General features: G+C 59.0%; 26 protein-coding genes. 11 read left to right on the top strand and 15 right to left on the bottom strand.

Annotated features, from left to right (window positions below; all coding sequences use genetic code 11):
* Window positions 1-17 precede the first annotated feature (17 nt).
* From I9188_RS06355 to I9188_RS06375, 5 genes are all read right to left on the bottom strand, one after another.
* Complete coding sequence (locus I9188_RS06355; RefSeq protein WP_209504558.1) at window positions 18-539, bottom strand: DUF2478 domain-containing protein; 522 nt, start codon at window positions 537-539, stop codon at window positions 18-20.
* A gap of 70 nt (window positions 540-609) precedes the next feature.
* Window positions 610-1,275 (bottom strand): NnrU family protein, encoded by a 666-nt coding sequence (locus tag I9188_RS06360; protein WP_209504559.1) that lies wholly within the window; start codon window positions 1,273-1,275, stop codon window positions 610-612.
* A gap of 106 nt (window positions 1,276-1,381) precedes the next feature.
* Entirely contained in the window at window positions 1,382-3,448 is a 2,067-nt protein-coding gene (locus tag I9188_RS06365) for an ABC transporter permease subunit (protein ID WP_209504560.1), read from the bottom strand.
* A complete protein-coding gene (locus I9188_RS06370; protein ID WP_209504561.1) occupies window positions 3,445-4,494 on the bottom strand; it encodes a betaine/proline/choline family ABC transporter ATP-binding protein in 1,050 nt (349 codons plus the stop codon). The genes I9188_RS06365 and I9188_RS06370 overlap by 4 nt, the downstream gene beginning before the upstream one ends.
* Before the next feature lie 10 nt (window positions 4,495-4,504).
* A complete protein-coding gene (locus I9188_RS06375) occupies window positions 4,505-5,455 on the bottom strand; it encodes an ABC transporter substrate-binding protein (protein WP_209504562.1) in 951 nt (316 codons plus the stop codon).
* A gap of 418 nt (window positions 5,456-5,873) precedes the next feature.
* Between I9188_RS06375 and I9188_RS06380 the strand changes: the two genes are divergently transcribed.
* Window positions 5,874-6,536 (top strand): DNA-3-methyladenine glycosylase I, encoded by a 663-nt coding sequence (locus I9188_RS06380; RefSeq protein ID WP_209504563.1) that lies wholly within the window; start codon window positions 5,874-5,876, stop codon window positions 6,534-6,536.
* A 42-nt stretch (window positions 6,537-6,578) separates the two neighbouring features.
* Window positions 6,579-7,265 (top strand): hypothetical protein, encoded by a 687-nt coding sequence (locus I9188_RS06385; protein WP_209504564.1) that lies wholly within the window; start codon window positions 6,579-6,581, stop codon window positions 7,263-7,265.
* Here the strand turns inward: I9188_RS06385 and I9188_RS06390 are convergent.
* Window positions 7,262-7,675, bottom strand: a complete 414-nt coding sequence (locus tag I9188_RS06390; protein WP_209504565.1) for a cytochrome c — start codon at window positions 7,673-7,675, stop codon at window positions 7,262-7,264. The two genes, I9188_RS06385 and I9188_RS06390, sit on opposite strands and share 4 nt — an antisense overlap.
* A 97-nt stretch (window positions 7,676-7,772) precedes the next feature.
* Between I9188_RS06390 and I9188_RS06395 the strand changes: the two genes are divergently transcribed.
* Window positions 7,773-8,210: a DMT family transporter gene (locus tag I9188_RS06395; RefSeq protein WP_209504566.1), complete on the top strand. Its 438-nt coding sequence runs from the start codon at window positions 7,773-7,775 to the stop codon at window positions 8,208-8,210.
* Here the strand turns inward: I9188_RS06395 and I9188_RS06400 are convergent.
* Entirely contained in the window at window positions 8,194-8,880 is a 687-nt protein-coding gene (locus I9188_RS06400; RefSeq protein ID WP_209504567.1) for an ABC transporter ATP-binding protein, read from the bottom strand. The two genes, I9188_RS06395 and I9188_RS06400, sit on opposite strands and share 17 nt — an antisense overlap.
* Entirely contained in the window at window positions 8,873-10,168 is a 1,296-nt protein-coding gene (locus I9188_RS06405) for a lipoprotein-releasing ABC transporter permease subunit (RefSeq protein WP_209504568.1), read from the bottom strand. The genes I9188_RS06400 and I9188_RS06405 overlap by 8 nt, the downstream gene beginning before the upstream one ends.
* A gap of 50 nt (window positions 10,169-10,218) precedes the next feature.
* On the opposite strand from I9188_RS06405, the gene I9188_RS06410 reads away from it, so the two are divergent.
* Both I9188_RS06410 and I9188_RS06415 read left to right on the top strand, forming a co-directional pair.
* Entirely contained in the window at window positions 10,219-10,506 is a 288-nt protein-coding gene (locus I9188_RS06410) for a hypothetical protein (RefSeq protein ID WP_209504569.1), read from the top strand.
* 17 nt (window positions 10,507-10,523) lie between these two features.
* Window positions 10,524-10,883 carry a hypothetical protein gene (locus I9188_RS06415; protein WP_209504570.1) on the top strand — a complete coding sequence of 120 codons (360 nt, stop codon included), beginning with the start codon at window positions 10,524-10,526 and terminating at the stop codon, window positions 10,881-10,883.
* 128 nt (window positions 10,884-11,011) lie between these two features.
* Here the strand turns inward: I9188_RS06415 and proS are convergent, their stop codons facing one another.
* A complete protein-coding gene (proS, locus tag I9188_RS06420; RefSeq protein WP_209504571.1) occupies window positions 11,012-12,352 on the bottom strand; it encodes a proline--tRNA ligase in 1,341 nt (446 codons plus the stop codon).
* Between the two features lie 169 nt (window positions 12,353-12,521).
* Here proS and I9188_RS06425 point away from each other — a divergent pair, with 169 nt between their 5' ends.
* The 5 genes from I9188_RS06425 to I9188_RS06445 all read left to right on the top strand — a co-directional run bounded on the left by I9188_RS06425 (window position 12,522) and on the right by I9188_RS06445 (window position 18,307).
* A complete protein-coding gene (locus I9188_RS06425; protein WP_209504572.1) occupies window positions 12,522-13,886 on the top strand; it encodes an FAD-dependent oxidoreductase in 1,365 nt (454 codons plus the stop codon).
* Window positions 13,886-14,860: a 2OG-Fe(II) oxygenase family protein gene (locus I9188_RS06430; protein WP_209504573.1), complete on the top strand. Its 975-nt coding sequence runs from the start codon at window positions 13,886-13,888 to the stop codon at window positions 14,858-14,860. Before I9188_RS06425 ends, I9188_RS06430 begins: the two co-directional genes overlap by 1 nt.
* Before the next feature lie 89 nt (window positions 14,861-14,949).
* Window positions 14,950-16,023, top strand: a complete 1,074-nt coding sequence (locus I9188_RS06435) for an AI-2E family transporter (protein WP_209504574.1) — start codon at window positions 14,950-14,952, stop codon at window positions 16,021-16,023.
* On the top strand, window positions 16,024-16,713 hold the full coding sequence (locus I9188_RS06440) for a DnaA/Hda family protein (RefSeq protein ID WP_209504575.1): 690 nt from the start codon (window positions 16,024-16,026) through the stop codon (window positions 16,711-16,713).
* Window positions 16,714-16,762: 49 nt separating this feature from the next.
* Window positions 16,763-18,307 carry a Ppx/GppA family phosphatase gene (locus I9188_RS06445; RefSeq protein ID WP_209504576.1) on the top strand — a complete coding sequence of 515 codons (1,545 nt, stop codon included), beginning with the start codon at window positions 16,763-16,765 and terminating at the stop codon, window positions 18,305-18,307.
* 12 nt (window positions 18,308-18,319) lie between these two features.
* On the opposite strand, the gene I9188_RS06450 is transcribed toward I9188_RS06445, so the two are convergent.
* The 6 genes from I9188_RS06450 to scpA form a co-directional block, all read right to left on the bottom strand.
* A complete protein-coding gene (locus I9188_RS06450) occupies window positions 18,320-18,694 on the bottom strand; it encodes a hypothetical protein (protein ID WP_209504577.1) in 375 nt (124 codons plus the stop codon).
* 37 nt (window positions 18,695-18,731) lie between these two features.
* On the bottom strand, window positions 18,732-19,733 hold the full coding sequence (locus I9188_RS06455; protein ID WP_209504926.1) for an endonuclease/exonuclease/phosphatase family protein: 1,002 nt from the start codon (window positions 19,731-19,733) through the stop codon (window positions 18,732-18,734).
* A gap of 4 nt (window positions 19,734-19,737) precedes the next feature.
* The gene (locus I9188_RS06460; protein WP_209504578.1) at window positions 19,738-20,418 is read right to left on the bottom strand and encodes a molecular chaperone DjiA; all 681 of its coding nucleotides are present in this window, start codon (window positions 20,416-20,418) and stop codon (window positions 19,738-19,740) included.
* Between the two features lie 45 nt (window positions 20,419-20,463).
* Window positions 20,464-20,952 carry a GNAT family N-acetyltransferase gene (locus I9188_RS06465; protein ID WP_209504579.1) on the bottom strand — a complete coding sequence of 163 codons (489 nt, stop codon included), beginning with the start codon at window positions 20,950-20,952 and terminating at the stop codon, window positions 20,464-20,466.
* Window positions 20,949-21,551 (bottom strand): VOC family protein, encoded by a 603-nt coding sequence (locus tag I9188_RS06470; RefSeq protein ID WP_209504580.1) that lies wholly within the window; start codon window positions 21,549-21,551, stop codon window positions 20,949-20,951. Before I9188_RS06470 ends, I9188_RS06465 begins: the two co-directional genes overlap by 4 nt.
* A gap of 103 nt (window positions 21,552-21,654) precedes the next feature.
* Window positions 21,655-23,781, bottom strand: coding sequence for a methylmalonyl-CoA mutase (gene scpA, locus I9188_RS06475; protein ID WP_209504581.1), 2,127 nt, complete (start codon window positions 23,779-23,781; stop codon window positions 21,655-21,657).
* 168 nt (window positions 23,782-23,949) lie between these two features.
* Between scpA and I9188_RS06480 the strand changes: the two genes are divergently transcribed.
* Window positions 23,950-24,396 carry a DUF4174 domain-containing protein gene (locus tag I9188_RS06480; RefSeq protein WP_209504582.1) on the top strand — a complete coding sequence of 149 codons (447 nt, stop codon included), beginning with the start codon at window positions 23,950-23,952 and terminating at the stop codon, window positions 24,394-24,396.
* Window positions 24,397-24,412 lie beyond the last annotated feature (16 nt).

Here is a 24,412-nt window from a genome sequence, read left to right on the forward strand (position 1 = left end):
GCCGGTCGATTGCGCACCTATTCCGCAGCCGGGCGCATCTGCGCTATGCGGTTGAACCACGCCTCGATTGCATCCAGATCCGCCGGGAGGGCTTCCGCTGCGCCTTCGGCGAAAGCGTTGAACTTTTCCGCGTTCAACCCGTTCACGCCGACCAGCACCGGAATATCCAGCGCCAGCGCTTCGCCGATCACCGGACGGAACCCCCGCCCATCGGATTCATGCTTGCCGAATTTGTTGATAATCAACAGGTCCGGTGCGTTCGCAAGCGAGGCGGTCACATACCCAACCGCCTGTTCCAGCGCTGCGGGGTCCAGACGGCAGCCGCGCGACTGCGTGCCCAGCGATTGCGAGATACGGATGGTTTCCCCATCCGGCAACACGCGGACATCCATGTCGCATTTGCTGCTGTCGGTACATTCCGTATTCGTCTGGACAACACCGGCCAGTTTCGCGCTGGATGCCAGCAGACGCTCAGCAACAGCGCTCAGCAGGCGATCCGTCGCGCCGCGGTCGGTGGTGGTGACATAGGCCAGATACATCTTGGACCTCTTGTAATTCGATTGTGACGTTTCAAATAGCACGCAAGGCGCAGCCCGACCACTCCCCCAGTCAAGGAAGCGGCGACAGACCAATCACAGGTGCGTGCAGGTGAAGAAGAACCGCATAAGCGGCCAGTGCGGTCAGCCAGACCCAAGGGCGTGGCCAGGGTCGCGGTGAGCGCAGTGAGAACCGCGCCGTATTTCGGGACAACCGAACCCATTCAAAGCCCATCTCACGCGATTTACGCCTGTCGATCAGGATCGTGCCCATAACAGAAAATCCGGCAAACAGGCCAAACAGGATCACATGTGACAGGCTTCCATTGGCCAGAAGATGCGCCAAAGACCACAACAGCAGCGAAGCAAGGATCGGGTGGCGGGTGGTGCGCAGAATACCGGGGTGTTCGGGGTCAAAGGGCCTTTTGCCCATCCCTCCGAAAGAAAACGGATTCTGGATCGCAAGCCCGGCCACAGCCAGCCAGCACACCACTGGCATGATCAGTATCGGCACCCAGCGCAAGACTGCGAACGGTGGAATGACCTCGACATAGGGGGCGTTTGCCGCGGCGACAATCAGCCAGGCCAGCAAGGCCAAAGACAGAAGTGAATAGGCAGCGAAATACCCCCGGCGCCCGAGCGTGCCGATCAGCCATCCCCGCACGGTGGGCCGTACAGGAATTGCATGGCTGAGCAGGAAAGCAATGAGTGCTGCAAGAAACAGGCCCCAACCGGTCATGATATTCTCCAAACGTGTTGGGGTCGGTCTAGACTGGGAGGGCAGCGACTTCCTTGCCCGAAATCAAGTTGGGTCGCAGGGGCGGACGCACCGCCCCTGCCCTGTATTACAGCCCAAGCGCCGCGCGGCGTTCTTCGGCAAAGCCCTGAACGATGCGGTCGGCGATCAGTGCCAGAATCGCCATCGCGGCCCCGGCAGATATGCCCAATCCTACATCCGCCTGACCCAGCGCCAGATAGATCGACTGGCCCAGACCGGTGGTCCCGATCAGTGCCGCGATAACCAGCATGGCAAACGCATAAAGGATGGTCTGGTTCAGCCCCAGCAGAATGGTCGGCGCCGCATAAGGCGCCCGCACATCGCGCATGATCTGCCACTCGGTCGCACCGCTTGAGATTGCGGCCTCCATCATCTCATCCGGTGTATTGACCAGCCCGTGCCGCGTGTAGCGGATCATCGGGACAATCGCATAGGCACAGATGGCCAGAAAGGCCGAGAACTCACCAATCTGGAACACCATCAGCACCGGAATCAGGAACACGAAAAGGGGGATCGTCTGCAACATGTCGCAGATCGGGCGAACCACGTTCCACACCGACTGCCATACCGCGCTGGCAAGGCCGATCAGGCCACCTGCCAAAGCGCAGGTAAAAACCGCTGCGCCGCTGAGATAAAGCGACAGCAGCGCCCTTTCCCACAGGCCTGAGACGAGGATGGTGCAGAGCAGCCCCACGCAGAGCGCGGCCAAGCGCCAGCCCCCGGCGACCCAGCCCAGCGCGGCAGCGCCGGTCAGGACAAAGGGCCACGGCAGGTTCGCGATACCGGTTTCCAGCATTCCGATCAGGATTAGAACGACCAGCCCACCAGTCAGCCGTCCGCGCCACGCCATCAAAAGCGCAATCCCGGCACCGGCCGCGAACAGGCCATAGCTCATGCTCGACGTCCACTGGAAACCCCATGTGAAGGGCAGCACCGCCTGATCCAACCCGATCCGCAGCGGCAGCAGAACATAGAACAATGAGTTGTTCTTGAGGGCGTCCAGCCACTGGCCATTGGCCTGCGTGAATGCGGTCAGGCCGCTGTCCACGGCTTCGGCCATCGGGTCCAGCAGGGTCAGTTCCGTAGGGTTTGGCAACCACGCCCAGAAGGCCGCTGTGAAGACAACAGCAAAACCCAGCATCGCCCAGACAACACGGCTGTCATAGCGTTTACGCTCGGTCGCCAAAGTACCGCTCATCCGGTCGATCACCACGGCAAAGACCACGATAACCAGACCCGCCATCAGCGATTCGCCAAACTGTGCCTTGCGCATGGTCAGCAGTACCTCCCAGCCGATATCGTTGAACCCACCGATGACGGCGGCGATGATAACCATCGACAGAGCAGCCATCAGACATTGGTTCACACCGACCATGATCTGAGTGGTGGCGGCAGGGATTTCGACCTGGAACAGTTGCTGGAACCGCGTACCGCCAGACATGATGGCCGCCTCTTTGATCTCGGGCTCTACCCGTTCCAGCCCCAGCATCACGTTGCGCGCCATGGGCGGTGCGGCATAGATGGCCGAAGCAATCAGACCAACAACAGGACCAAATCCAAACAGCAGCAGCAGCGGTGTCAGATAGGCAAAGGTCGGCACCGTCTGCATGATGTCCAGCACGGCCTGTACAAAGGTTTTCACCTTTGGCACTTCGTTGGCGAGGATGCCGATGCCGCCCCCAATGACCAACGCCACAGGGACAGAGACGGCAACAAGCGCCAGCGTATTCATGCTTTCGGCCCAATAGCCCGAGGCCAAAACAAAGCTGAGGCCCAGAAAGCCAAGTGCGGCCATGGACAAGCCGCCCAGATACCAGCCCAGTGCGGTCACGATCCCGATCAGGATGGGCCATGGCGTTTTGCCCAGCACGAAATTCGCCCAGTTCATTGGGTGGGTCATCAGGTCCGAAAACAGCCGCATTGCCGGTTTGATCAGGTTCAGAAACCAGTCCAGAAACGCGCCAACCCATTGGGTTGCAGGCAGTTCCCACGCGGCAGGCCATTTGACCAGCCACGGGGCGACACCCTCGAGCGCAAGGCAAACTGCACCGACGACAACCGTTATCAGGGCGGCCTTCGCACCTGCCGTCAACTGCGCACCACGCCGTGTCGGGAGGTCGGTTATGGCGGTCATGTCTCGTCCACCTGAAGAGCTGCGGCCAGATCGGACGGATGCACCGTGCCGACGACATTACCTGCCTCATCCCGTACGGGCACGGGTTCATACAGCTCCATGCAATGCGCAAGGGCTGCGTCCAGCGTCATCGAGGTGGTGAGGCCGGGATCATCCGGGCCACATTCCGCCTCGCTTCGCATCACCGAGGCGACCTTGGCGTGCTGACCTTTGGCGACATCCTTCGAGAATTCGCGCACGTAATCATCCACCGGGCGCAACACGATATCTGTGGGCGTTCCGATCTGAACAATCTTGCCGTCGCGCATGATGGCGATGCGGTCGGCCAGCTTCAGCGCTTCCTGAATATCGTGCGTAATGAAGACGATGGATTTCTTCAGCGTCGCCTGAATGCGCAGGAATTCATCCTGCAACTGGCGACGGATCAGTGGATCAAGCGCCGAGAACGGTTCATCCAGAAACCAGATATCGGGATTTACGGCGAGGCTGCGGGCAATGCCCACACGCTGCCGCTGCCCGCCGGAAAGCTGTCGCGGGAAGCTGTCTTCGCGCCCTTCCAGACCGACCAGCGAGATCACTTCCTGCGCGCGGTCCAGCCGTTCCTTTTTGCCCACGCCCTGAACGCGCAGAGGATATGCGACGTTTTCAGCAACGGTCATGTGGGGGAACAGGCCGAAATGCTGGAACACCATGCCCAGTTTTTTGCGGCGCAACTCTGTCAGCGCCTTCTTTGAGGCTCCGATGACGTTTTCGCCGTCCACCCGAATCTCGCCGCCCGTGCCGGGCAGCAGCTGCGAGATGCAGCGGATCAGCGTGGATTTGCCCGAGCCCGACAGGCCCATGATGACAAAAAGCTCACCTTCCTGAACTTCGAAATTGGCATCCTGAACGGCGGGGATCAGCCCCTGTTCGCGAAGGGCGGCGGCAGCCTTGTCGGCGTCATTCCCTGACCGAGACAGCGCGTCGGTCAGGGCTTTGTCAGCGCCGGGGCCAAACACCTGCCAGAGATTCCGGCAGGCGATGGCTGGCATGGTCGTGTCCGTCACTTACGCGGGCTCACTGGGTTGCCGCGTCAACAACCGGACGCCACTTGCCTTCGTTTTCGGCCATCCATGCGGCGACAACTTCTTCGACCTTTCCACCGTCAACGTCGATCGCGCCCATCATCGGCTGCTGGTCTTCAACCGCCAGCTGATAATTGGTCAGGATTTCAAAGGCTGCTGGCCATTTCTCCTCCATTCCGCTCCAGCCAGCTTTGAAGATGCGCGAGGGCGAGAAGTCGCAGTCATTGACAGCGTTCGGGTTCGGGCCCCAGGCCGGATCACTGAAGCACGCCTCTTCACCGGCGGGCAGTTCAACGAACTGAACGTCATAGGCCGACATCGCCCAATGCGGCTGCCAGAAAGTGATCAGCAGCGGCGATTTGCGTTCGGTCGAGGCGCGCAATTCCGCGATCAGCGCCCCTTCGGACCCTGCTGGTACGGCTTTGAACGGCAATTCCAGACCGGTCATGCGATCCGCGCCTGGAGTACCCCAATCGGCCGGGTAGTCGACCAGACGACCACCGGGCAGAGTTTCCGCCGTCGCAAAGACCTGCGCGCAATCTTTCAGCGCTTCCCATGCGGGCAGGCCCGGGCACAGATCGGCCACATGCGCCGGGTATGCGATGCCTTCCTTGGCATCCAGACCCAGATCACCGATTTCGACCACAGTGCCTTCACCGATTTTCTTGGCGTATTCATCGGAAACGTTGGAAGACCAGATTTCCAGTGTCGCGTCGATGTCGCCATCGGCCAGCGCCTGGAACTGGTTCATCATGCCCGCGGTCACATATTCGACGTTATAACCGGCTGCCTTGAGCATCTCACCCGCCACATGCGTAGTCACGTGCTGGCCGGTCCATTCGTTGATCGCCAGTTTGATCGGTTCATCCACGGCACCCATATCCGCCGCCTGCGCTGCGCCTGCAACGCTCAGAGCCATTAGGCTTACACTTAGTTTTTTCATGGACTTAACTCCCTGTCATATTTGTTTTGCCCATCCCGGCAAGGATTTTCCCGCCGTTCTATCTGTCTGATGACAATGCCATGCCGCAGCATGCACAAATTTGGCTGGAAAAGAACAGTGATCCGTTTCCAAATTGTGGAAAAGATCTTGCGGCCAGTTTGTTTCCCCCTCCCGGTTCTCTTTATGCATCCAACCCGGCTTGCCCTTGTTCCATTTCGCTAAGACGGGACGTTGACTGACGAGTCAATCAGAAAACATTTTGCCACCTTTTGTCGAGAACTTCTTTCAAAAATCCGCATTTTTCTGCGAATCCTGTTATTCGGGGGACTGCCTCAAATCTGGAAAAGGTCAGATTTTTCGTTGCCAAACAAGAACAAAAGATAAACATTCAATGTCGGGCAACATCAAGGTTAGACAGATGCGAACGTTTGACGAAATCTTTGAAATCGCAGCCGTGCGCCACGGCGGTCCAGAAGCACTGGACGCAAAACTGAGCAAACCGAAAATCCCCGCGGAACTGGCAGCGATGCCTGAGGACCGCTGGCTGTCGGTCATCACGAAATGCATCTTTCAGGCCGGTTTCAACTGGAAAGTCATCGAAAACAAATGGGACGGGTTCGAAACAGCCTTTGACGGGTTCGACGTGGGGCGATGCGCGTTCATGGATGATGAGAAGTTTGACACCCTGTTGCAGGATACGCGCATCGTCAGGAATGGAACCAAGATCGCGGCTGTACGGGATAACGCTGCGTTCCTGCTTGACCTGCGCGAGGAAGGCGGCGTGGGTAAAGTGCTGGGCGGCTGGCCATCTGATGACTACGTCAATCTTCTGGCCATGTTGGCCAAACGCGGGGCCCGACTGGGCGGTGCTTCGGCGCAATACGCGATGCGGTTTGCCGGGCGGGACAGTTTCATTCTGTCCCAGGATGTCACCGCCCGCCTGATTGCCGAAGGTGTGATCGACAAGCCTGCCACCTCGAAGAAAGCGATGGAGGCGGTTCAGAACGCCTTTAATACATGGATGGGTCAGTCCGGGCGATCACTAACGGAAATCAGCCGGGTTCTGGCCATGAGTCTGTGAAAACGGTTTGCGGAATACCCGCAGCGGAATAAGATTCAACTTATGGTTCTGCGTGTATTCTTTGCTTCTCTTTTGTTGCTGGCCGCCTGCGGTCGTGAGTTGACCGAGCAGGAGCGCGATTTTGCGGAGACCATTCAGGGGGGAACCCTGAATCTGGATCACATCCGTCTGGTCGAAGGTGCCCCGGTTACCAACGTGACGTATTTCCGCGAAGAACGCCCGCGACTGGCCTGCCGCGAGCGCATTCTGCCCCCGGTGGACCCCGGGCCGGTGACGGGCAAACCTGCCGCCGTGGCCCTGTTCAACAAAGTCTATTTTACCCGCGACTGGTATCTGGAGGACTATATGTCCGACTTTCCGGATCAGATGAACCTGCTGGCCGCGATGCTTTTGGCCCACGAGCTGACGCATGTCTGGCAATGGCAGAATCGCCGGACCACCGGTTACCACCCCCTGCGCGCTGCAGCGGAACATGGGGGCCGGAGGGATCCATATCTGTTCGACCTCGAAACCTCTCCCGATTTTCTGACCTACGGATTCGAACAGCAGGGCGCGATCGTCGAGGAATACGTGTGCTGTCGCGCGCTGGCCCCTCAGGCCAAGCGCACCAAAAGACTGCATGACATGCTGGGTGCCCATTTTGATCTGTCACCCTTGCCGGAACAGGGGCGCGAGCGCCCGGTCCTGATCCCGTGGAGCGAAGCCAGGATCGAGGGGATTTGCAGTTAGTTCCGGGCGCGCTGCAGGGTTTCCAGATATGCCACCAAATCAACTATCGGCTGGCTGGTCAGGATCGGCTGACCTTCCGGTGTTTTCATGGATGTGTCCTGCCCGTCGAAATAAGGGCCATAGACCGGCATCGGGCTGCCATGGCTGACCAGTGGGTCCCTGCCGTCGATGCGGGCAACAACGCGGGCGGTCGGAAACACCCCGCTTTCGCCGGACAATGCGGTCAGATCGGACGGCTGAACAACCAGCACGCTGGCCATCGGCCCCTGCCCCGTTGCGTCAATCCCGTGACAGGTCGCACAGTAATGCAAATAGAGTTCCTCTCCGGTCGCCGCATCCTGCGCCCAAGCAGCCTGTGTGGCAGCAGCCGAAACCCCGAGAACCAGCATACCGATCGTTGCCTTGAACATCGTATCCTCCTGTCACGATTGACATTTGCAGGGTTGCCCGACAGGCATATGGGCGCAATGATCCAGATCAACGAAACAGGTGCAGAGGGTTCGGGCAATGACACAATATGCAGCCATCATGCTGGCCGCCGGATTTGGAATTCCGATACTGGCTGCTCTTAACGCGGCCCTTGGCAAGGTCATCGGATCACCAACAACGGCAGCCGTGGTGCTGTTTGCAATTGCCCTGACCGCCTCGGCGCTGACCATGCTGTTGTTTCCCGGTATTGCAGCCTTGTCCAAGGTTGCACAGGCCCCAAAACACCTGTTGCTTGCAGGTGTCCTGATTGCTTTCTATGTGTTGTCGATCACCCATGTCGCCCCGCATTTCGGTGTGGGAAACGCCGTGTTCTTTGTCCTGTTGGGGCAATTGATCAGTGCAGCGGCCATCGATCACTTCGGCCTGTTCGGCGCGCAGGTGGCACCCCTCACCCTGATGCGGGCGTGTGGTATCGCCGTCATGGCCATCGGTGTTGCGATCACTCAACTGGCCTGAGCACGCCGCCCTCAAGCCGAACCATGCGGTCCATGCGCGCCGCCAGTTCGAGATTGTGGGTTGCAATCAACGCCGACAATCCCTCGCCCCGCACCAGTGTCATCAGCGCATCGAACACCTGATCCGAAGTTTCAGGGTCCAGATTGCCTGTCGGTTCGTCAGCCAGCAAAACACGTGGCGCGTTGGCAAGTGCCCGGCAAAAGGCCACGCGTTGCTGTTCACCGCCCGACAGCGCCGCAGGGCGGTGGCTGGCGCGCGGGGCGACGCCCACACGGTCCAGCAAATCCAACGCCCGTGCCTGGGCTGCTTTTTCGGACGCGCCATTGGCCAGTTGCGGCAATGTGATGTTTTCCAGCGCCGTAAACTCGGGCAGCAGGTGATGGAACTGATATACGAACCCGATATCCCGCCGACGCAACGCCGTTCTGGTTCGGTCGCCCTTGCCGTTCACATTCTGCCCCCCGATTTCCACGGTTCCATCGTCAGGCCGATCCAGCAGACCGGCGATGTGCAGAAGCGTTGATTTGCCCGCACCTGACGGCGCAACCATGGCCACGGCTTCACCCGCGCGCAGTTCCAGATCGACCCCGCGCAGAACCTGTACCTCACCCGGTGTGCCTTTGAGGTAGGTCTTGGTCAGACCGTTCAGTCGCAAGGTGACATCATTCATAGCGCAGCGCCTCGACCGGGTTCAGCCGCGCCGCGCGGCGGGCAGGGAAATAGGTGACGACGAAAGACAGACCCAGCGACAAGCCCGTCGCCTTGAGCACATCGCTCAGATGCAGCTCGGCCGGCAGGGCGTAGATGCCACGGATCGACGGATCCCATACGCCGCCGCCCATCACGTAGTTCACGAATGAGAAGATCGGATCAATATAGATTGCAAAGAGGCATCCCAGGATAACCCCCATTGCAGTGCCGATCAGGCCGGTGAACGCACCGCAGATGAAAAAGACGCGCAGAACCGATCCTTCGCTCAGGCCGATTGTGCGCAGGATTCCGATGTCGCGCCCTTTGTTCTTGACCAGCATGATCAGGCCCGAAACGATGTTCATCGCAGCAATCAGAACGAGGATCGACAGGATGATGAACATCACATTATCCTCAACCTCGAGCGCGCGCAGAAAGCCACCGGATGCGTCCTGCCATGTCCAGATCTGGCTGCGCTCGCCCGACGCCTCAAGAATGGGAACTAGGATCGGGCCAAGATCTTCGGGCTTGTCCACCATCACTTCGATCTCATCCGCCACACCTTCACGGTTGAAAAAGCCCTGCGCCTGCGAAAACGGCATGTAGACGCGGGTGCGGTCGATGTCATAGCGACCGGCTGAAAACACATAGACAACGCGATAGGCATTCACGCGCGGCGACGTGCCAAAGGCGGTTTTGACCCCGTTGGGCGAGGTCAGTTTGACCACATCCCCGACAGTGGCCCCGATGCTGCGGGCCACACCCGATCCAATGGCGATGGCATCCTCACCCGTCTGGAAGTCCGTCAGGTCCCCCGCCGCCTGTTCCGCCTGCGCGATACCCGGCAGGTTGAGCAGATCGTCGGGTCGGATGCCAAACACCTCGACCCCGCTGCTGCTGTCGCGATTGGTGATCAGCACCTGCCCCTTCACCAGCGGTGCGGCGCGTTCAACACCGGGCACCTGCGCTATGCGGTCGGTGCGTTCGTTGTAATCGGCAATTGTCCGATCCACTCGACCCTGAGCGTCAAATTCACCCGAGGAATAGACCGTCACATGCGCATTGGCACCCAGAATGGTGCCGACAAATTCAGAGCGAAAACCTGAACGAACAGCGAGCGTAGCGATCAGGGCAAACACGGCAAGTGTGATCCCGATCAGTGATATCCATGTCATCACGCTGACGCCGCCTTCGGCCCTGCGCGCGCGCAGATACCGCCAAGCGATCTTCCATTCAAAAGGGGCAAAGGGCGGGGGTGTCTTGGCCATGCCTGCTCCGGGCTTTCTTGTTTGCGGCGACCCTTTCGGCATTTCGCCCAATGGTCAAGCTGGTTGTCACTCTGAACTGGTTTCTCAGCCTGAATGAGCCGAATCATTCCCGTACATATCCAAAATACGTGTGCGAAACAGGTGTCTTCCAATTAGGGCGCTTCACCATGGGTTGTGAAGCGCATCACAGACAGAAGGTGATTGTTTCAGGTATGAAGTTAATCATCGCGCATCGTGAGCCACTGAATCGTAAAGGCAACAATAGGCGCGAAATTTTATTACTCTTTTTGATTATTTTCAGAAACTTTGCCACCCTAACCATGGGGGAACACATTTAAAGAGCGGGGGTCGCTCAATGAATTTACGAATTTCAACCAGTGGCGCGGGTGCAATTTCGACCCGTCAGGCTTCAACAGAATTGGATTGTGAAACCGCAGCCTTGCTGCGCGCGGCCATCCGGCCGATCTTTGTCACTGCGGCAAGCTGGGGCAATTTGGCAGACATCCTGAAAGACAAAGGATATCGTCTGGTTTTCCGTCAAGGCCGTTTGTGTATCACGGATCGGGCAACCGATGCGCGGATTTGCGGATTGCGCTTTCTGGATATCGAGTTTCGCGAACTGATCAGCCGCCTTGGCCGCCCGATAGTTGTGGCGACAGGTGACGGAGCCAACGGAGACGTCCTGGCCGAGCGTCCGACGTCGGATCAAAACTGAGAACCTGCCGACTGACGCGGTCAGCATTCAGGTAGCTTAGGAAGGGCCGCCAGATCTGAGCTTCCGGCACCCCTTCCAGATCATGGGGCGTGTTTCAACGCCTGCTTAATGCAGCAACGGATGGTCGCTCAGGCGATCTGCTGGTAAATCTCAGCAACTTTGGTAACGGCCGCCTCGGGGCTCAGTTCCTCGCTTTCGCCGGTACGGCGGCAGGTCAGTTCAACCACACCATTCTTCAGACCACGCGGGCCAACCGTGATGCGCCAGGGCAGACCGATCAGGTCCATCGTGGCGAATTTGCCGCCTGCGCGTTCGTTGCGGTCGTCATAGAGCGGCTCCAGACCCAAAGCTGTCAGCGCCGTGTAGATCTTGTCACAGGCTGCATCGGCTTCTTCATCGCCCTGCTTGAGGTTGACGATACCGCAATGGAACGGGGTCACGCCCTCGGGCCAGATGATGCCCTTATCGTCATGGCTGGCCTCGATGATCGCACCGACAAGGCGGCTGACACCGATACCATGGCTGCCCATGTGAACCGGAACCGGTTTGCCATCCGGGCCTTGGACAGTTGCACCCAAGGGATCGGAGTATTTGGTGCCAAAGTAGAAGATTTGGCCCACCTCGATGCCGCGCGCCACGCGGCGGCGTTCTTCGGGTATCTGGTTGAACAGCGCTTCATCATGGGTTTCATCAGTGCGCGCGTATTTTGAAGTGAACTCTTCCAGAATGGCCTGACACTGTTCGCGGTTGTCATAATCGATGTCACGGTCGCCAAAGGTCAGATCAGTAACAGCGCTGTCATAGAAAACTTCGGATTCACCGGTATCGGCCAGAACCAGGAACTCATGCGTGTCATCGCCGCCGATGGGGCCTGAATCGGCGCGCATCGGAATCGCCTGAAGTCCCATCCGTTCATAGGTGCGCAGATAGCTGACCAGATGGCGGTTGTAGGCGTGCAGCGCATCTTCCTTGGTCAGGTCGAAGTTGTATCCGTCCTTCATGTAGAATTCGCGGCCCCGCATCACGCCGAAACGCGGGCGGATTTCATCGCGAAACTTCCACTGGATCTGGTAAAGCGTCAGCGGCAGGTCTTTGTAGCTGTTGACATGGCCGCGGAAAATATCGGTCACCAGTTCTTCGGCCGTGGGCGTGAACAGCATGTCCCGGTCATGCCGGTCCTTCATCCGCAGCATCTCCTGACCGTAATCGTCATAGCGCCCGGATTCACGCCACAGATCCGCCGACTGGATGATGGGCATCTGGATCGCGATGTGACCGGCCCGCGCCTGTTCCTCATGGACGATGTTTTCCAGCTTGCGCAGCACTTTGAAGCCCAGCGGCAACCAGGAATAAATCCCGGCAGAGGCCTGCTTGATCATCCCTGCACGCAGCATCAGCCGGTGGCTGACGATCTGAGCCTCGGACGGGTTTTCCTTGAGAACGGGCAGAAAGTAACGGCTCAGGCGCATGGACGGACCTTCAAAGGTAAGAATTCGACTGGACAGGTGATTATGCCAAAGCCCCGCCGGGGGCAATCGCGCATTGGTGTTTTTCCGACCTCGCGGCAGTCGGTTTTTTGATTGACCCGCCAATCGGGAATCCCAATGGTAGCGGAAACGCAAATTCCATGAGGCGCCAATGCAGACCATTCAGGAACCCGCACGCCAAATCCCCGTCATTCATCAAACCGATGTTCTGGTCGTTGGTTCCGGCCCCGCCGGGTTGGCCGCAGCGCTTGCAGCGGCACGTGCGGGGGCCGAGGTATCTTTGATTGATCGGTTCGGCTGCATGGGTGGCAACATCACGGCGGTCGGCGTCGAAGGATTTGCCTGGTACCGGCACGAGCAAACCGTCGAGGCAGGCGGCATCGGGATGGAGTTCGAAACCCGCGCCAAGGAGATGGGGGCCGCCGTTCCCGAAAGCCAGTCGCTAAGTTATGAGTTGGACAGCGAAGGCTTCAAACTGGTCGCCGACAAGCTGGTCGAAGAGGCGGGTGTGCACCCGATGCTGCACCGACAATTCGTCGCGCCGATCCTGGATGGAGACCGGATCACCGGCGTCATCACAGAATCCAAGGCCGGGCGCGAAGCGATTTTGGCCAAGGTCGTCATTGATGCCACCGGCGACGCGGATGTAGCCCATCGTTCGGGCGCGCCGACCCACAAAACTCCGCGCGAGGACATGATGGCGGCCTCGGTCATGTTCCATCTGGCGGGCGTCGACAAGCGGGCCTTTATGGAAGGTGTGAAAGCTGACCCGCAGACCTACAAGGACTGGGGCGGCGGGGGCGAGTGGAACATTGAGACCAGCGGTAAAGAGGACGACATGTTCTCACCCTTCGTGCACAAACCATTCCAACAAGCGATCGATCAGGGGCTGATCCCACCGCATCTGAACACCATCGCAGGAACCTGGGGCGCGATGCATGACACGGGCGAGCTGACCTACATGAACCTCATCCATCTGGCCGAGATCGATGGCACCGACCCGGACAGCCTGACGCGCGGCGAGATTGAAGGTCGCCGCCAGACCATGCTGGCCATCGAGGCGCTGCGCCGGTTCATGCCCGGTTGCGAAAACGCGCGTTTGCGGAATTTCGGGATGACCATCGGCATCCGCGACACCCGCAAGATCGATGCCGTTTACAACATGACCGAAAACGATGCCCGCCATCAGGGCCGGTTCGAGGATACGATAGGTATCTATCCCGAGTTCATCGACGGCTATGGCATTCTGATCCTGCCAACTACGGGGCGGTATATGCAAATCCCCTATCGGTCGATGCTGCCCAAGGGCATCAAAGGTCTGCTGGTTGCAGGACGCTCACATGGCGCGGACCGGGTGGCGCATGCCGCAACGCGAAATATGGCCTGCTGCGCCGTCATGGGTCAGGGCGCGGGCATTGCCGCTGCGGTCTCACTGAAAAGCAATCAGGAGCTGGACCAGCTGAATCTGGCACCGGTTCGCGCTGAACTGCAACGCCAGGGGGTGAGGATTCATTGATGGACAGTATCCCAACGATTGATATCGCGCCTTTGACTGCACCAGGAACCGCAGCCTATGACACAACGGTCCGGCACATCCTTGCGGCCTGTCAGGGGATCGGCTTTTTGTCGATCACCGGGACTGGCATATCCCAGCAAACCGTGGATCAGGTGCGTCAGATCACCCGACAGATCTTTGCCGTCGATGACGCACGAAAATGGGATCAGGCCATCACCCGCGCCAACTATCGCGGCTATATTCCCATGGGGTTTTTCACACCCAATGATGGATCGGGCAAGGCCGACAAATACGAAGGCTACAAACTGCATCACGAGGTCGCGGCTGACGATCCGGTGCGTGAGGATTGCGCGTTATACGGGCCAAACATCTGGCCTGGCGACGTACCCGGTGCGAAAGAGGTCATTCTGGGTTACTGGCGGCAACTGGATCGCGTCACCGATCTGTTGCTGGGCGCGTTAGAGGCAGGGCTGGATCTGAAATCCGACGCGCTGCGCAGTGCATTCCGGGCCCCGATGACCAACATGACCCTGCTGCATTACCCGCCTCAGGCCGAGGATGAGGCGGGCTATGGCATCCATCCGCACAAGGATACCGACGCCTTGACCATCATTGCCCCCGATCCGGTGGGCGGGCTTGAGGTGCAGACCCGCAGCGGCGGCTGGATCACGCCCGATTGCCCGCCCGGTGGTTTCGTGGTGAATATCGGTGACATGCTGGAGCTGTGGTCGGGCGGGCGGTTGAAATCCACGCCGCATCGGGTTGTGAACCGATCGGGGCGGGAACGGTATTCTTTTCCCTATTTCGCGGTGCCCCGTCACGACGTCGTCGTCGCACCTTTGCTGCCGCCCCTGCCCGGCTTTGACCGTCCGGCGGTTCATTGCGGTCACTGGTCGGCCGAGATTTGGCGCACCAACTGGCCCGACGAAACCGCCACCAAAGACACCCCGGAATTGGGAACGTTGCGCGGCTGACCCCTGCAAACGCAAGCGCCATGAACCGCTTGCATCATGGGCTTTGATGCGCCAAGAACACCTGCAAGGGCCTGAACAAGGGGATCGCCATGGCTTTGCCGGTTAAGGATCAGCTGAGATACTGGAGCATCGCCGCTGCGGTTTTCGCGTTGATCCTGTGGGCCCTTGGCGATGTCTTGTTGCCTTTTGTCATCGGCGGGGCCATTGCCTATTTCCTGGATCCGGTCGCTGACCGGCTGGAGCGGCTGGGCTTGTCGCGTATGGCCGCCACGGCGCTCATCACGGTCGTCGGTGTTCTGGGATTTGTACTGGCAATTCTGATGGTGGTCCCTGCGCTGATCACCCAGTTGTTGGATCTTGTCGATGTACTGCCTGATCTGTTCAAACAGTTGCGCAGTTTCATAGAAAAACAGTTCCCGTCCTTGCTTGACCGGGAATCGAGCACGCACGCGATGCTGGTGTCCTTTGGCGAAACGCTGAAATCCAAGACCGGGGACGTTATGCAGACGGTGCTGACCTCGCTGGGTTCCGCGATCAACATCGTTGTTCTGTTGGTCATTGTGCCGGTTGTGGCCGTCTACTTGCTGTTGGACTGGGACCGCATGACCGCCCGCATCGGAGAGCTGCTGCCACGTGACCACGCCCCCATCATCAGGCGGCTGGCGGGTGAGATCGACGCGGTTCTGGCCTCGTTCGTGCGCGGCATGGGAACGGTCTGCTTGATCCTTGGCACCTATTACGCAGTCGCACTGATGCTTGCTGGCCTGCAATTTGGTCTGATTGTGGGCTTTATCGCGGGTCTGGTCACATTCATTCCCTATCTGGGCGCCCTTATCGGAGGCTCGCTGGCCATCGGGCTTGCGCTGTTTCAGTTCTGGGGTGACTGGGCTCATATCGGGCTTATCGCGGGTATCTTTGCCATTGGGCAGGTCACTGAAGGCAATTTCCTGACACCCAAGCTGGTCGGCAGCTCTGTCGGGCTGCATCCGGTCTGGTTGCTGCTGGCCCTGTCGGTCTTTGGCGCGCTGTTTGGCTTTGTGGGCATGTTGGTGGCAGTCCCGGTCGCCGCAGCATTGGGCGTTCTGGCCCGCTTTGCCACATCGCTATACCTCGACAGCAGATTGTACACTGGTCTTGAAGGTCTGGATCAGGAAACCGAATAAATGGCCCGACAACTCAGCTTTGATCTGCCCGCCAAAACTGCGCTCGGGCGAGAGGACTTCTTTGTGTCACCGGCCAATGCGCTGGCGGTGGCAATGATCTCGGCCACGTCCTGGCCCGGCAACAAACTGGTGCTGAGTGGGCCTGCTGGCGCGGGCAAAACCCATCTGGCCCATGTCTGGGCCGCTGAAACCGGCGGTCGAATCCTTCAGGCCAGAGACCTGAGATATGACGATGTGCCAGACCTGGCGCGTATGCCGATCGCGGTCGAAGACGTGCCTTTGATAGCCGGTGATCTCGAGCAGCAAAAAACGCTGTTCCACCTGCATAACCTTGTTCTGGCCGAGGGGCACCCCTTGCTGATGACCGGCCGTCTTGCACCGAAATTCTGGGAGTTGCCGCTGGCCGACCTGCAAAGCCGGGTCGAAGGTGCCCATCACGTCGCACTGGATCCGCCCGACGACGCATTGCTGGGCGCGGTTCTTGCCAAGCTGTTTGTCGACAGGCAGCTCAACCCCGGCCCCGATGTCATCGCCTATCTTGTCAAGCATATGGACCGGCGGTTTGAAAGCGCAGCCGACGTTGTATCCCAACTGGACCAACTGGCCCTGGCGGAAAAACGCGACATTACACGCGCGCTTGCCATTCGCGTACTGAACACGGCCCCGGATGAGGTCGAGACCAATGATTGACCCGCTGACGTCAATTTCGCATCCTCAGGCAGAACTATCTGGAACACACATGGATCAGACCGTCAAAACCGATATCCCGGACTGGGGAACGTTCGGAAAGCCCCTGTTTGACAAACCGGACGCACGGGCGCTGTCGCGCGTCGGGGTTGTCGATGTCGGGTCGAACTCGGTCCGGATGGTCATTTTCGACGGGGCGGCCCGATCACCGGCCTATTTCTACAATGAAAAGGTCATGTGCGAACTGGGGGCGGGCCTGTCCGAAACCGGGCGACTGAACCCGCGTGGCCGCGAACGCGCCTTGTCGGCACTACGACGGTTCCAGCACCTGGCAATGGATCTGGATTTGCCCGGTTTGCATGTTGTCGCCACCGCTGCTGTGCGCGAAGCCTCGGATGGGCCCGAGTTTTGCGATCAGGTGAAGGCTGAAACCGGTTTGCAGGTGTCTATCATTGACGGTGACGAAGAAGCCCGCCTGTCGGCGCAAGGTGTCCTGCTGGGGTGGCCCGGAGCCTATGGATTGATCTGCGATATCGGCGGGTCGTCGATGGAATTGGCCGAAATCGGCGGTGGTCAGGTCGGCCGCCGCGTGACCTCGCCGCTGGGGCCGCTGAAACTGCGTGACATCAAAGGCGGGCGACGTGCGCGAAAAGCGCATATCAAGGAAACGATGGAGGATCTGCGCAATCAGATGGGCCAGCAGCGGGATCGTTTGTTTCTGGTCGGCGGCAGCTGGCGCGCCTTTGCGCGGCTGGACATGCTGCGGCGGGGCTATCCGCTGAACGTTCTGCATGAATACCGCATGACCACCAAACAGGTGCGCGAGACGATCAAATACATCGAAAAACACGATAGCGAAAAGCTGCGTGCTCAGGCGGGCGTGTCCAGTTCGCGCATGGCGCTTATCCCATATGCGATGGATGTTCTGGCGCGACTGATCCGCACGTTCAAACCCAAAGATATCGCCATCTCAAGCTATGGCATCCGCGAGGGCTTGTTGTATGAGCAGATGCCGCAGGAAGTGCGCGATCGCGACCCGCTGATCGAAGCCAGCCGGTTCTCGGAAGCAAAGGACGCGCGCCTGCCCGGATTTGGCAGCAATCTCTATGATTTTGTCATCCCGCTGTTCAGATCGGCACCGCCCAGCAGAGTGCGCCTGATCAAGGCGGCCTGCCTGCTGCACGATGTAAGCTGGCGCGCGCATCCCGACTATCGGGCCGAGGTGTGTTTCGACAACGTCACGCGCGCCAATCTGGGTGGCCTGAAGCATTCCGAGCGTGTCTTCATTGGATTGGCACTGCAACACCGCTATCGCAACAAACGGGAAGGCAACCGGTTCTCTCGGCTTTACGAATTGCTGGATGAAAAAAGCCAGAAACAGGCCGAGATTCTGGGCAAGGCCATGCGCTTTGGCGCGATGCTGTGGATGCACAACGATGCCAATATGGGGCGCCTGAAATTCTATCCCAAAAAGCGACAGTTGGAGCTGTACCTGCCCGAAGCAGCAGCCCCCCTGTTCAGCGAAGTGGCAGAAGCCCGGTTAAGCGCCTTGGCAGCAGCGCTGAAATCTCAGACTCGCGTGATTGTCAAAGGCTGACATTTGAGCGGGTCAGATATCTGTAGGCCCTTCGGGCACCTCGATATCCCGCTTTTCAGGCTCAGATGGCTCTTGGGTCGGTTTTCTGCGGATAATGATATCGCCATTGGGCAGGATCTCGGGCGGTTCATAAACGCTCCAGTCCTTGACCTCGGCCGCCAGTTCAGCAAGCGCCGGGCCCATCTGCTGCAAGAAGGACTGCATCGCCGGGCCAAGCTCTTCCGCAAGACCCAGCAAGTTTTCCAATGCCGGTTCCATTTCCTTGCGCAGACCTTCGAAAAACAGTTCGGCCCCCTGTTCCATCAGGGATTTTTCGCTGTCTTCCTGTGCCATGGAGGGCGCAGCAAGGAACATGTAGATCGTGCTGATCAGCAATATCCGTTTCATACCTGACATATAAGGCCCGTGTGGCAGGCTGGAAAGGTCACAGTTCAATATCCAGCGTGACTGGAAAATGATCGGAGGCTGTCAAAAGCGCCTGTCGCAATTCCGGTTCAGCCCAACAGGCGGCATCCTGAAACGGGTGCCAGATACGCCAGGACGGGCGATTTGCTTGCAGGTCCGTGGTAATCATTATGTAATCCAGCAAAGCGTCCAGAAATTTGCCTTCCTCCGGACGGGCAAAGCGCGCAGTGGCAGGCACCGGCCCGGGCCGAAACCTGTAGGCTGTGACGGCGTTCGGATCGAACAATCCGGCTTGCAGCAACACCTCGACCGACGAGCGGCCAAAGAGGTGTTCAAACTCATCCAGCCCGGGGCCATCATTCAGATCACCCAGCAAAATGACGGGCTGTTTTTGCGCAACATGCCATTCGACCCGCCGTGCAAGCCATATCGCTTGCGCCAACTGCTTGCGGCGATTGGCAATCGAGATCCGGATCGCCTCGTCCCGCGATTCGGCACCGTGCGGCGCCTTGGATTTCAGATGTGCCCCGATCAGGCGAATTTTGTGCCCCGCTTGCGTCGTCACCGCCAGTTCCATCGGCGGTTTGGAGAACCGCACGACGTCCTCGGTCGCATCAATGTCGAGGTCGATTTTAAATACGCCATCGAACCGGGGGGCTACCGTATCTGCGATATCTCCCTTGGGGTCATGGCGAACACTCAGCACCGTTCTGTCATAGAGCAATGCCAGTTCCTGATGTGTGTCGTTTGCATAGCCCATCACCGCATCAGACGTGCGCAAGTCGAACGCTTCGGAAAAGGCTTGCAGGGCCCGAACCGTGTTCTGGTGTCTGCCGGTGTTGGGCGCCTCGACAATCAGAATCGCATCAGCGTCAATTGCGGTCAGAACCTTGGCAATCGCTTCGACCTGCTGCGCTTTGGTGACGTTGTGCCTGCCGGACCAGCTGTCATCGACGATCAGCCTGTCTTTCTGGTCGAACAGATTGGCGAACCATTCGATATTATAGGTCGCCAGCCGCATCTGATCAGGCCCGCGCGCCGTTGATTTCATCCCAGGCGCGATTGATATCGATCATCTTTTTCTCGGCCAGGCGGATCGCCTCTTCGGGGACACCCCGTGCCATCATGGCGTCGGGGTGCGTTTCCCTAACCAGTTGCCGCCAGACCTTGCGAATATCGGTCAGCGGCATGTCATGTGGAACGCCCAGTACCGTGTATGGATCGTTTGGCGCATCCGGGACAAAGCGCGCCCGCAGTGCTTTGAACTGCGCGTCGGTTTGTCCGAAGATTTGGCTGACATCTTCGAGAAATGCGTTTTCGTTCGGATGATAGAAACCGTCCGCCATCGCAATGTGAAAAAGCCCTTCCATCAGGTCACACAGGGTTGTGCTGTCTTCCGAGAACATGCGTGCGATTTTGCGGGCGTAGTCCTGATATCCCGCCACGTCCGTACGGGCCATGTTGAAGACGCGGGCTGCACCTTCCTCATCTTCGCGTGCGATCTGAAACACGTCGCGAAAAGCGGTGACCTCATCACGGGTCACCTGACCGTCTGCCTTGGCCATTTTGGCACCCAGTGCGATGACCGCAATCGTAAAGGCCACGGACCGTTCCGGTGGCGAGCGTAGTTTTTCAAAAACTGCGGTCAGGCTTTCGCCTTGGGCAAGCGCGCTCAGCGCATCGGATATGCGGGTCCAGATCGACATGACCGCACCCTAGCGTCACAATTCAGGACTGTCAGGTCCAACAGGTCATTCAGCACCAAGAATTTTCTGCATCAGCACAAGGTCCAGCCGCTGACCGAATTTGAAGCCGACTTCGGGCATCAGCCCGACTTTCGAATAGCCAAGTGCGGCATGAAACGCCTCGGCCCCCGGATTGGCCGAGGATATGCCCGCGACCAGAACATGAACGCCTTGGGCTTGCGCAATATCCTGAAGCGCGGACATCAACGCACGCCCCACCCCTCTGCCGCGCGCGTCCGGTAACAGCTGGATCGTATGTTCGCATGTTTGCGCATAACCGGGCCCGGTTCGGAAAGGGCCATATGTGGCAAAGCCGATAACGTGGCTGTCGTGCTCGGCAACCAGATAACCAGGCACGCGTGCCTTGATATCTTCGGCAATCTGGGCGGCGCTGCGTTCGTCCGTCGTGAAAGTGACCAAAGTGTCCCGGATTATCGCATTGGTGATCCGGGCAATGGCTGGTGCATCTGACACTGTGGCCGGGCGTATGTTCATTCCAGCACCCGAAGCCCATGCGGTGTCTCGATCTCTGCCTGCAAGGCGGCGGGGCCGGAATCGAATACCACATGATCCAGCTCCCCCAGTTGACGTGCCAGTGTCAGGGCGTCGGGGTGGTAGACAACCAGACGCCGCAACCGGCACGCGCTGTCCTGCAATATGTTTGCCGGGTGCAGGTCGCCCTGCCATTCGATAAGGGCGGGAAACAGATTGTCGAACGGCAAACGCCCCGTTGGCGGAACCGCCATGCGCCATTGCAACGCGCCGCGGGTCAGATCGATGGGCTCTCCGGTGCCATCGGGGAAGATCGACAGTGTGGCCACGATATCCTCGACCCGGCATATCCAGTTCGTCAAACGCGGTCCGCCCTGAAAATTGTCCAGATCGAACCATCGCGGCCTGCCCGGAGGGTGCGCCTGCGGATCGATGGCAATCGCTTCCAGATAGAGCCCATCCCTGAGCCCCAGCAGTCTGTTATGTGTCCCGAATTTTTCGTGTTTCCCACCGGGTTGCAGTGCAACACCAAGCGCCTGTTCGATATGCGCAGACGCTTCTTCAAGCGTTTCGCCCGCGACGGCCAGATGATCGAGTAACATGTGCACCCTCCTGCGAAAACGACCGGACCCAAAGGGATCCGGTCGCATGTTTTCGCCATTGGCGCAGGATCACAAGAGCTTTCGTTGAAAGTCTTGCCTTATGTCAGGGCCGCGCTTCGCGGATCAGGCGCAGAATGTCCTGAGCGGCCTCGGGAATGTTGGTGCCCGGACCAAAGATGGCCTTAACCCCGTGGTCATACAGGAACTGGTAATCCTGCTGCGGGATCACCCCGCCACAGATCACAATGATATCGTCGGCCCCTGCTTTCTTCAGCTCTTCCACCAGCTGCGGTGCCAGCGTTTTATGCCCCGCCGCCTGCGAGGAAATGCCGACCACGTGAACGTCATTGTCCACCGCGTCCTGCGCGGCCTCAGCAGGTGTCTGGAACAGCGGGCCAACGTCAACATCAAAACCGATATCGGCAAAGGCTGTGGCGATAACCTTGGCACCGCGATCATGCCCGTCCTGCCCCATCTTGACCACCAGCAGACGGGGGCGGCGGCCTTCGGCCTCGGCAAAGTCCTCGATGGATTTCTGGATCGCGGCAAAGCCTTCGTCGCCCTCATAAGCAGCACCATAGACACCGGCCAGGGTTTTCACCTCGGCGCGGTGGCGACCGAATTCTTTCTCCATTGCCATGCTGATCTCTCCTACGGATGCACGGGCGCGGGCGGCTTCGACCGCAGCGGCCAGCAGGTTTCCGCCCTCCTGGGCGGTCTTGGTCAGGGCGTCCAGCGCGGCTTGGCACGCGGCTTCATCACGGGTTGCGCGAATGCGTTCCAGCCGCGCCACCTGCGCCTCGCGTACGGCGACGTTGTCGACATCCAGAATGTCGATCGGGTCTTCCTGTTCCTTGCGGTACTTGTTGACGCCAACAATCACTTCGTCGCCCCGGTCAATCATGGCCTGACGACGGGCCGCGCTTTCCTCGATCCGCAGCTTGGGCATGCCCGAGGCAACCGCCTTGGTCATGCCACCCATCTCCTCGACCTCTTCCATCAGGGCCCAGGCTTTTTCGACCAGTTCATTGGTCAGGCTTTCGACATAGTAGGAACCGGCCAGCGGATCGACCACATCAGTTACACCGGTTTCTTCCTGAAGCACGAGCTGCGTGTTCCGCGCGATGCGGGCCGAGAAATCGGTGGGCAGCGCAATTGCCTCGTCCAGAGCATTGGTATGCAGGGACTGGGTGCCCCCAAGAACTGCACTCATCGCTTCATAGGCGGTGCGGATGACATTGTTGTAAGGGTCTTGTTCCTGAAGCGATACACCGGAAGTCTGGCAATGGGTGCGCAGCATTTTTGACCGTTCGGATTTCGCGCCGAACTCGGTCATGACCCGGTGCCACAGCGTGCGCGCGGCGCGCAATTTGGCGATCTCCATGAAGAAATTCATGCCGATGGCAAAGAAGAAAGACAAACGACCAGCGAACTTGTCCACGTCCATCCCGGCCTCAGTCGCTGCACGGACGTATTCACGCCCATCAGCCAGCGTATAGGCCAGTTCCTGTACAAGGTTCGCCCCGGCCTCTTGCATGTGATAGCCCGAGATCGAGATCGAGTTGAACTTGGGCATCTCGTTCGACGTGTATTCGATGATGTCCGAGATGATCTTCATCGACGGTTCGGGCGGGTAGATATAGGTGTTGCGCACCATGAATTCTTTCAGAATGTCGTTCTGAATGGTGCCGGACAGGACAGATTTGTCGTGACCCTGTTCTTCACCCGCAACAATGAAACTGGCCAGAATCGGAACAACCGCACCGTTCATGGTCATCGAGACCGAGACCTTGTCCAACGGAATGCCGTCGAACAGGATCTTCATATCCTCGACACTGTCGATGGCAACGCCTGCCTTACCGACATCGCCAACAACGCGTGGGTGATCACTGTCATAGCCGCGATGTGTCGCCAGATCGAAGGCAACCGAAACGCCCTGCTGGCCCGCCGCCAGATTGCGCCGGTAGAACGCGTTCGACTCCTCGGCGGTTGAGAAACCCGCATATTGGCGGATCGTCCATGGACGCCCGGCATACATCGTGGCCTTAACACCGCGAGTAAACGGGCCAAAGCCCGGCAACGACCCCATATGCGGCAGATCGGCGGTGTCTTCCTGGGTGTAAAGCGGTTTGACCGCGATGCCTTCCAGCGTTTCCTTGGTCAGGTCGTCCAACGGACGTCCGCGCAGCTCTTTCTCGGCAAGCGCTGTCCAGTCCTTTGTGTCGGTCATTTCGATTTCCTCTCGTCAATACGGATGGCGGCCGCTGAAAGCGTCCGCGCCAAGGTCCTGCACTTGGCCTGATCATCCAGGCGCAAGCGCGAAAATGTGGTCACCCGGCGCAAATCGCCGGTCGCAATCGCGGGCACAGGGGCTATATTCGATAGAACAGGAGGCCACATGATACGCACGCTTGCCTTTGTTTTCTCGGCACTAATCCCTCTGGCTGCTCTGGCGGCAGACGGAACCGCGACGTCTGATGACAGTTTTGTCCGCCCGGTGGGTGAAAGTGAACTCAGCGAGTTTTTGTGGGTAAAACGCCCCATCGTGGTTTTCGCTGACACACCCGCCGATCCGCGGTTCCAGCAGCAGGTCGATATGCTTGTCGCAGAAGAAGCAGCCATGCGCGACCGTGATGTCATCGTGCTGACAGACACGGACCCGTCTGCCCGGTCTCCGATCCGGACCAAGCTGCGGCCGCGTGGATTCCAGATGGTGTTCGTCGACAAGGACGGCGTGGTCAAATTGCGCAAACCCAGCCCGTGGAGCGTGCGTGAGATTGGAAGGTCTATTGACAAGACCCCCCTGCGCGAACGCGAGATTCGCGAACGGCGCGAAGGGGGCTGAACGCTTTCGCCATGCC

It is taken from the genome of Ruegeria sp. HKCCSA071, from assembly GCF_017872555.1.
GTDB lineage: Bacteria > Pseudomonadota > Alphaproteobacteria > Rhodobacterales > Rhodobacteraceae > Ruegeria.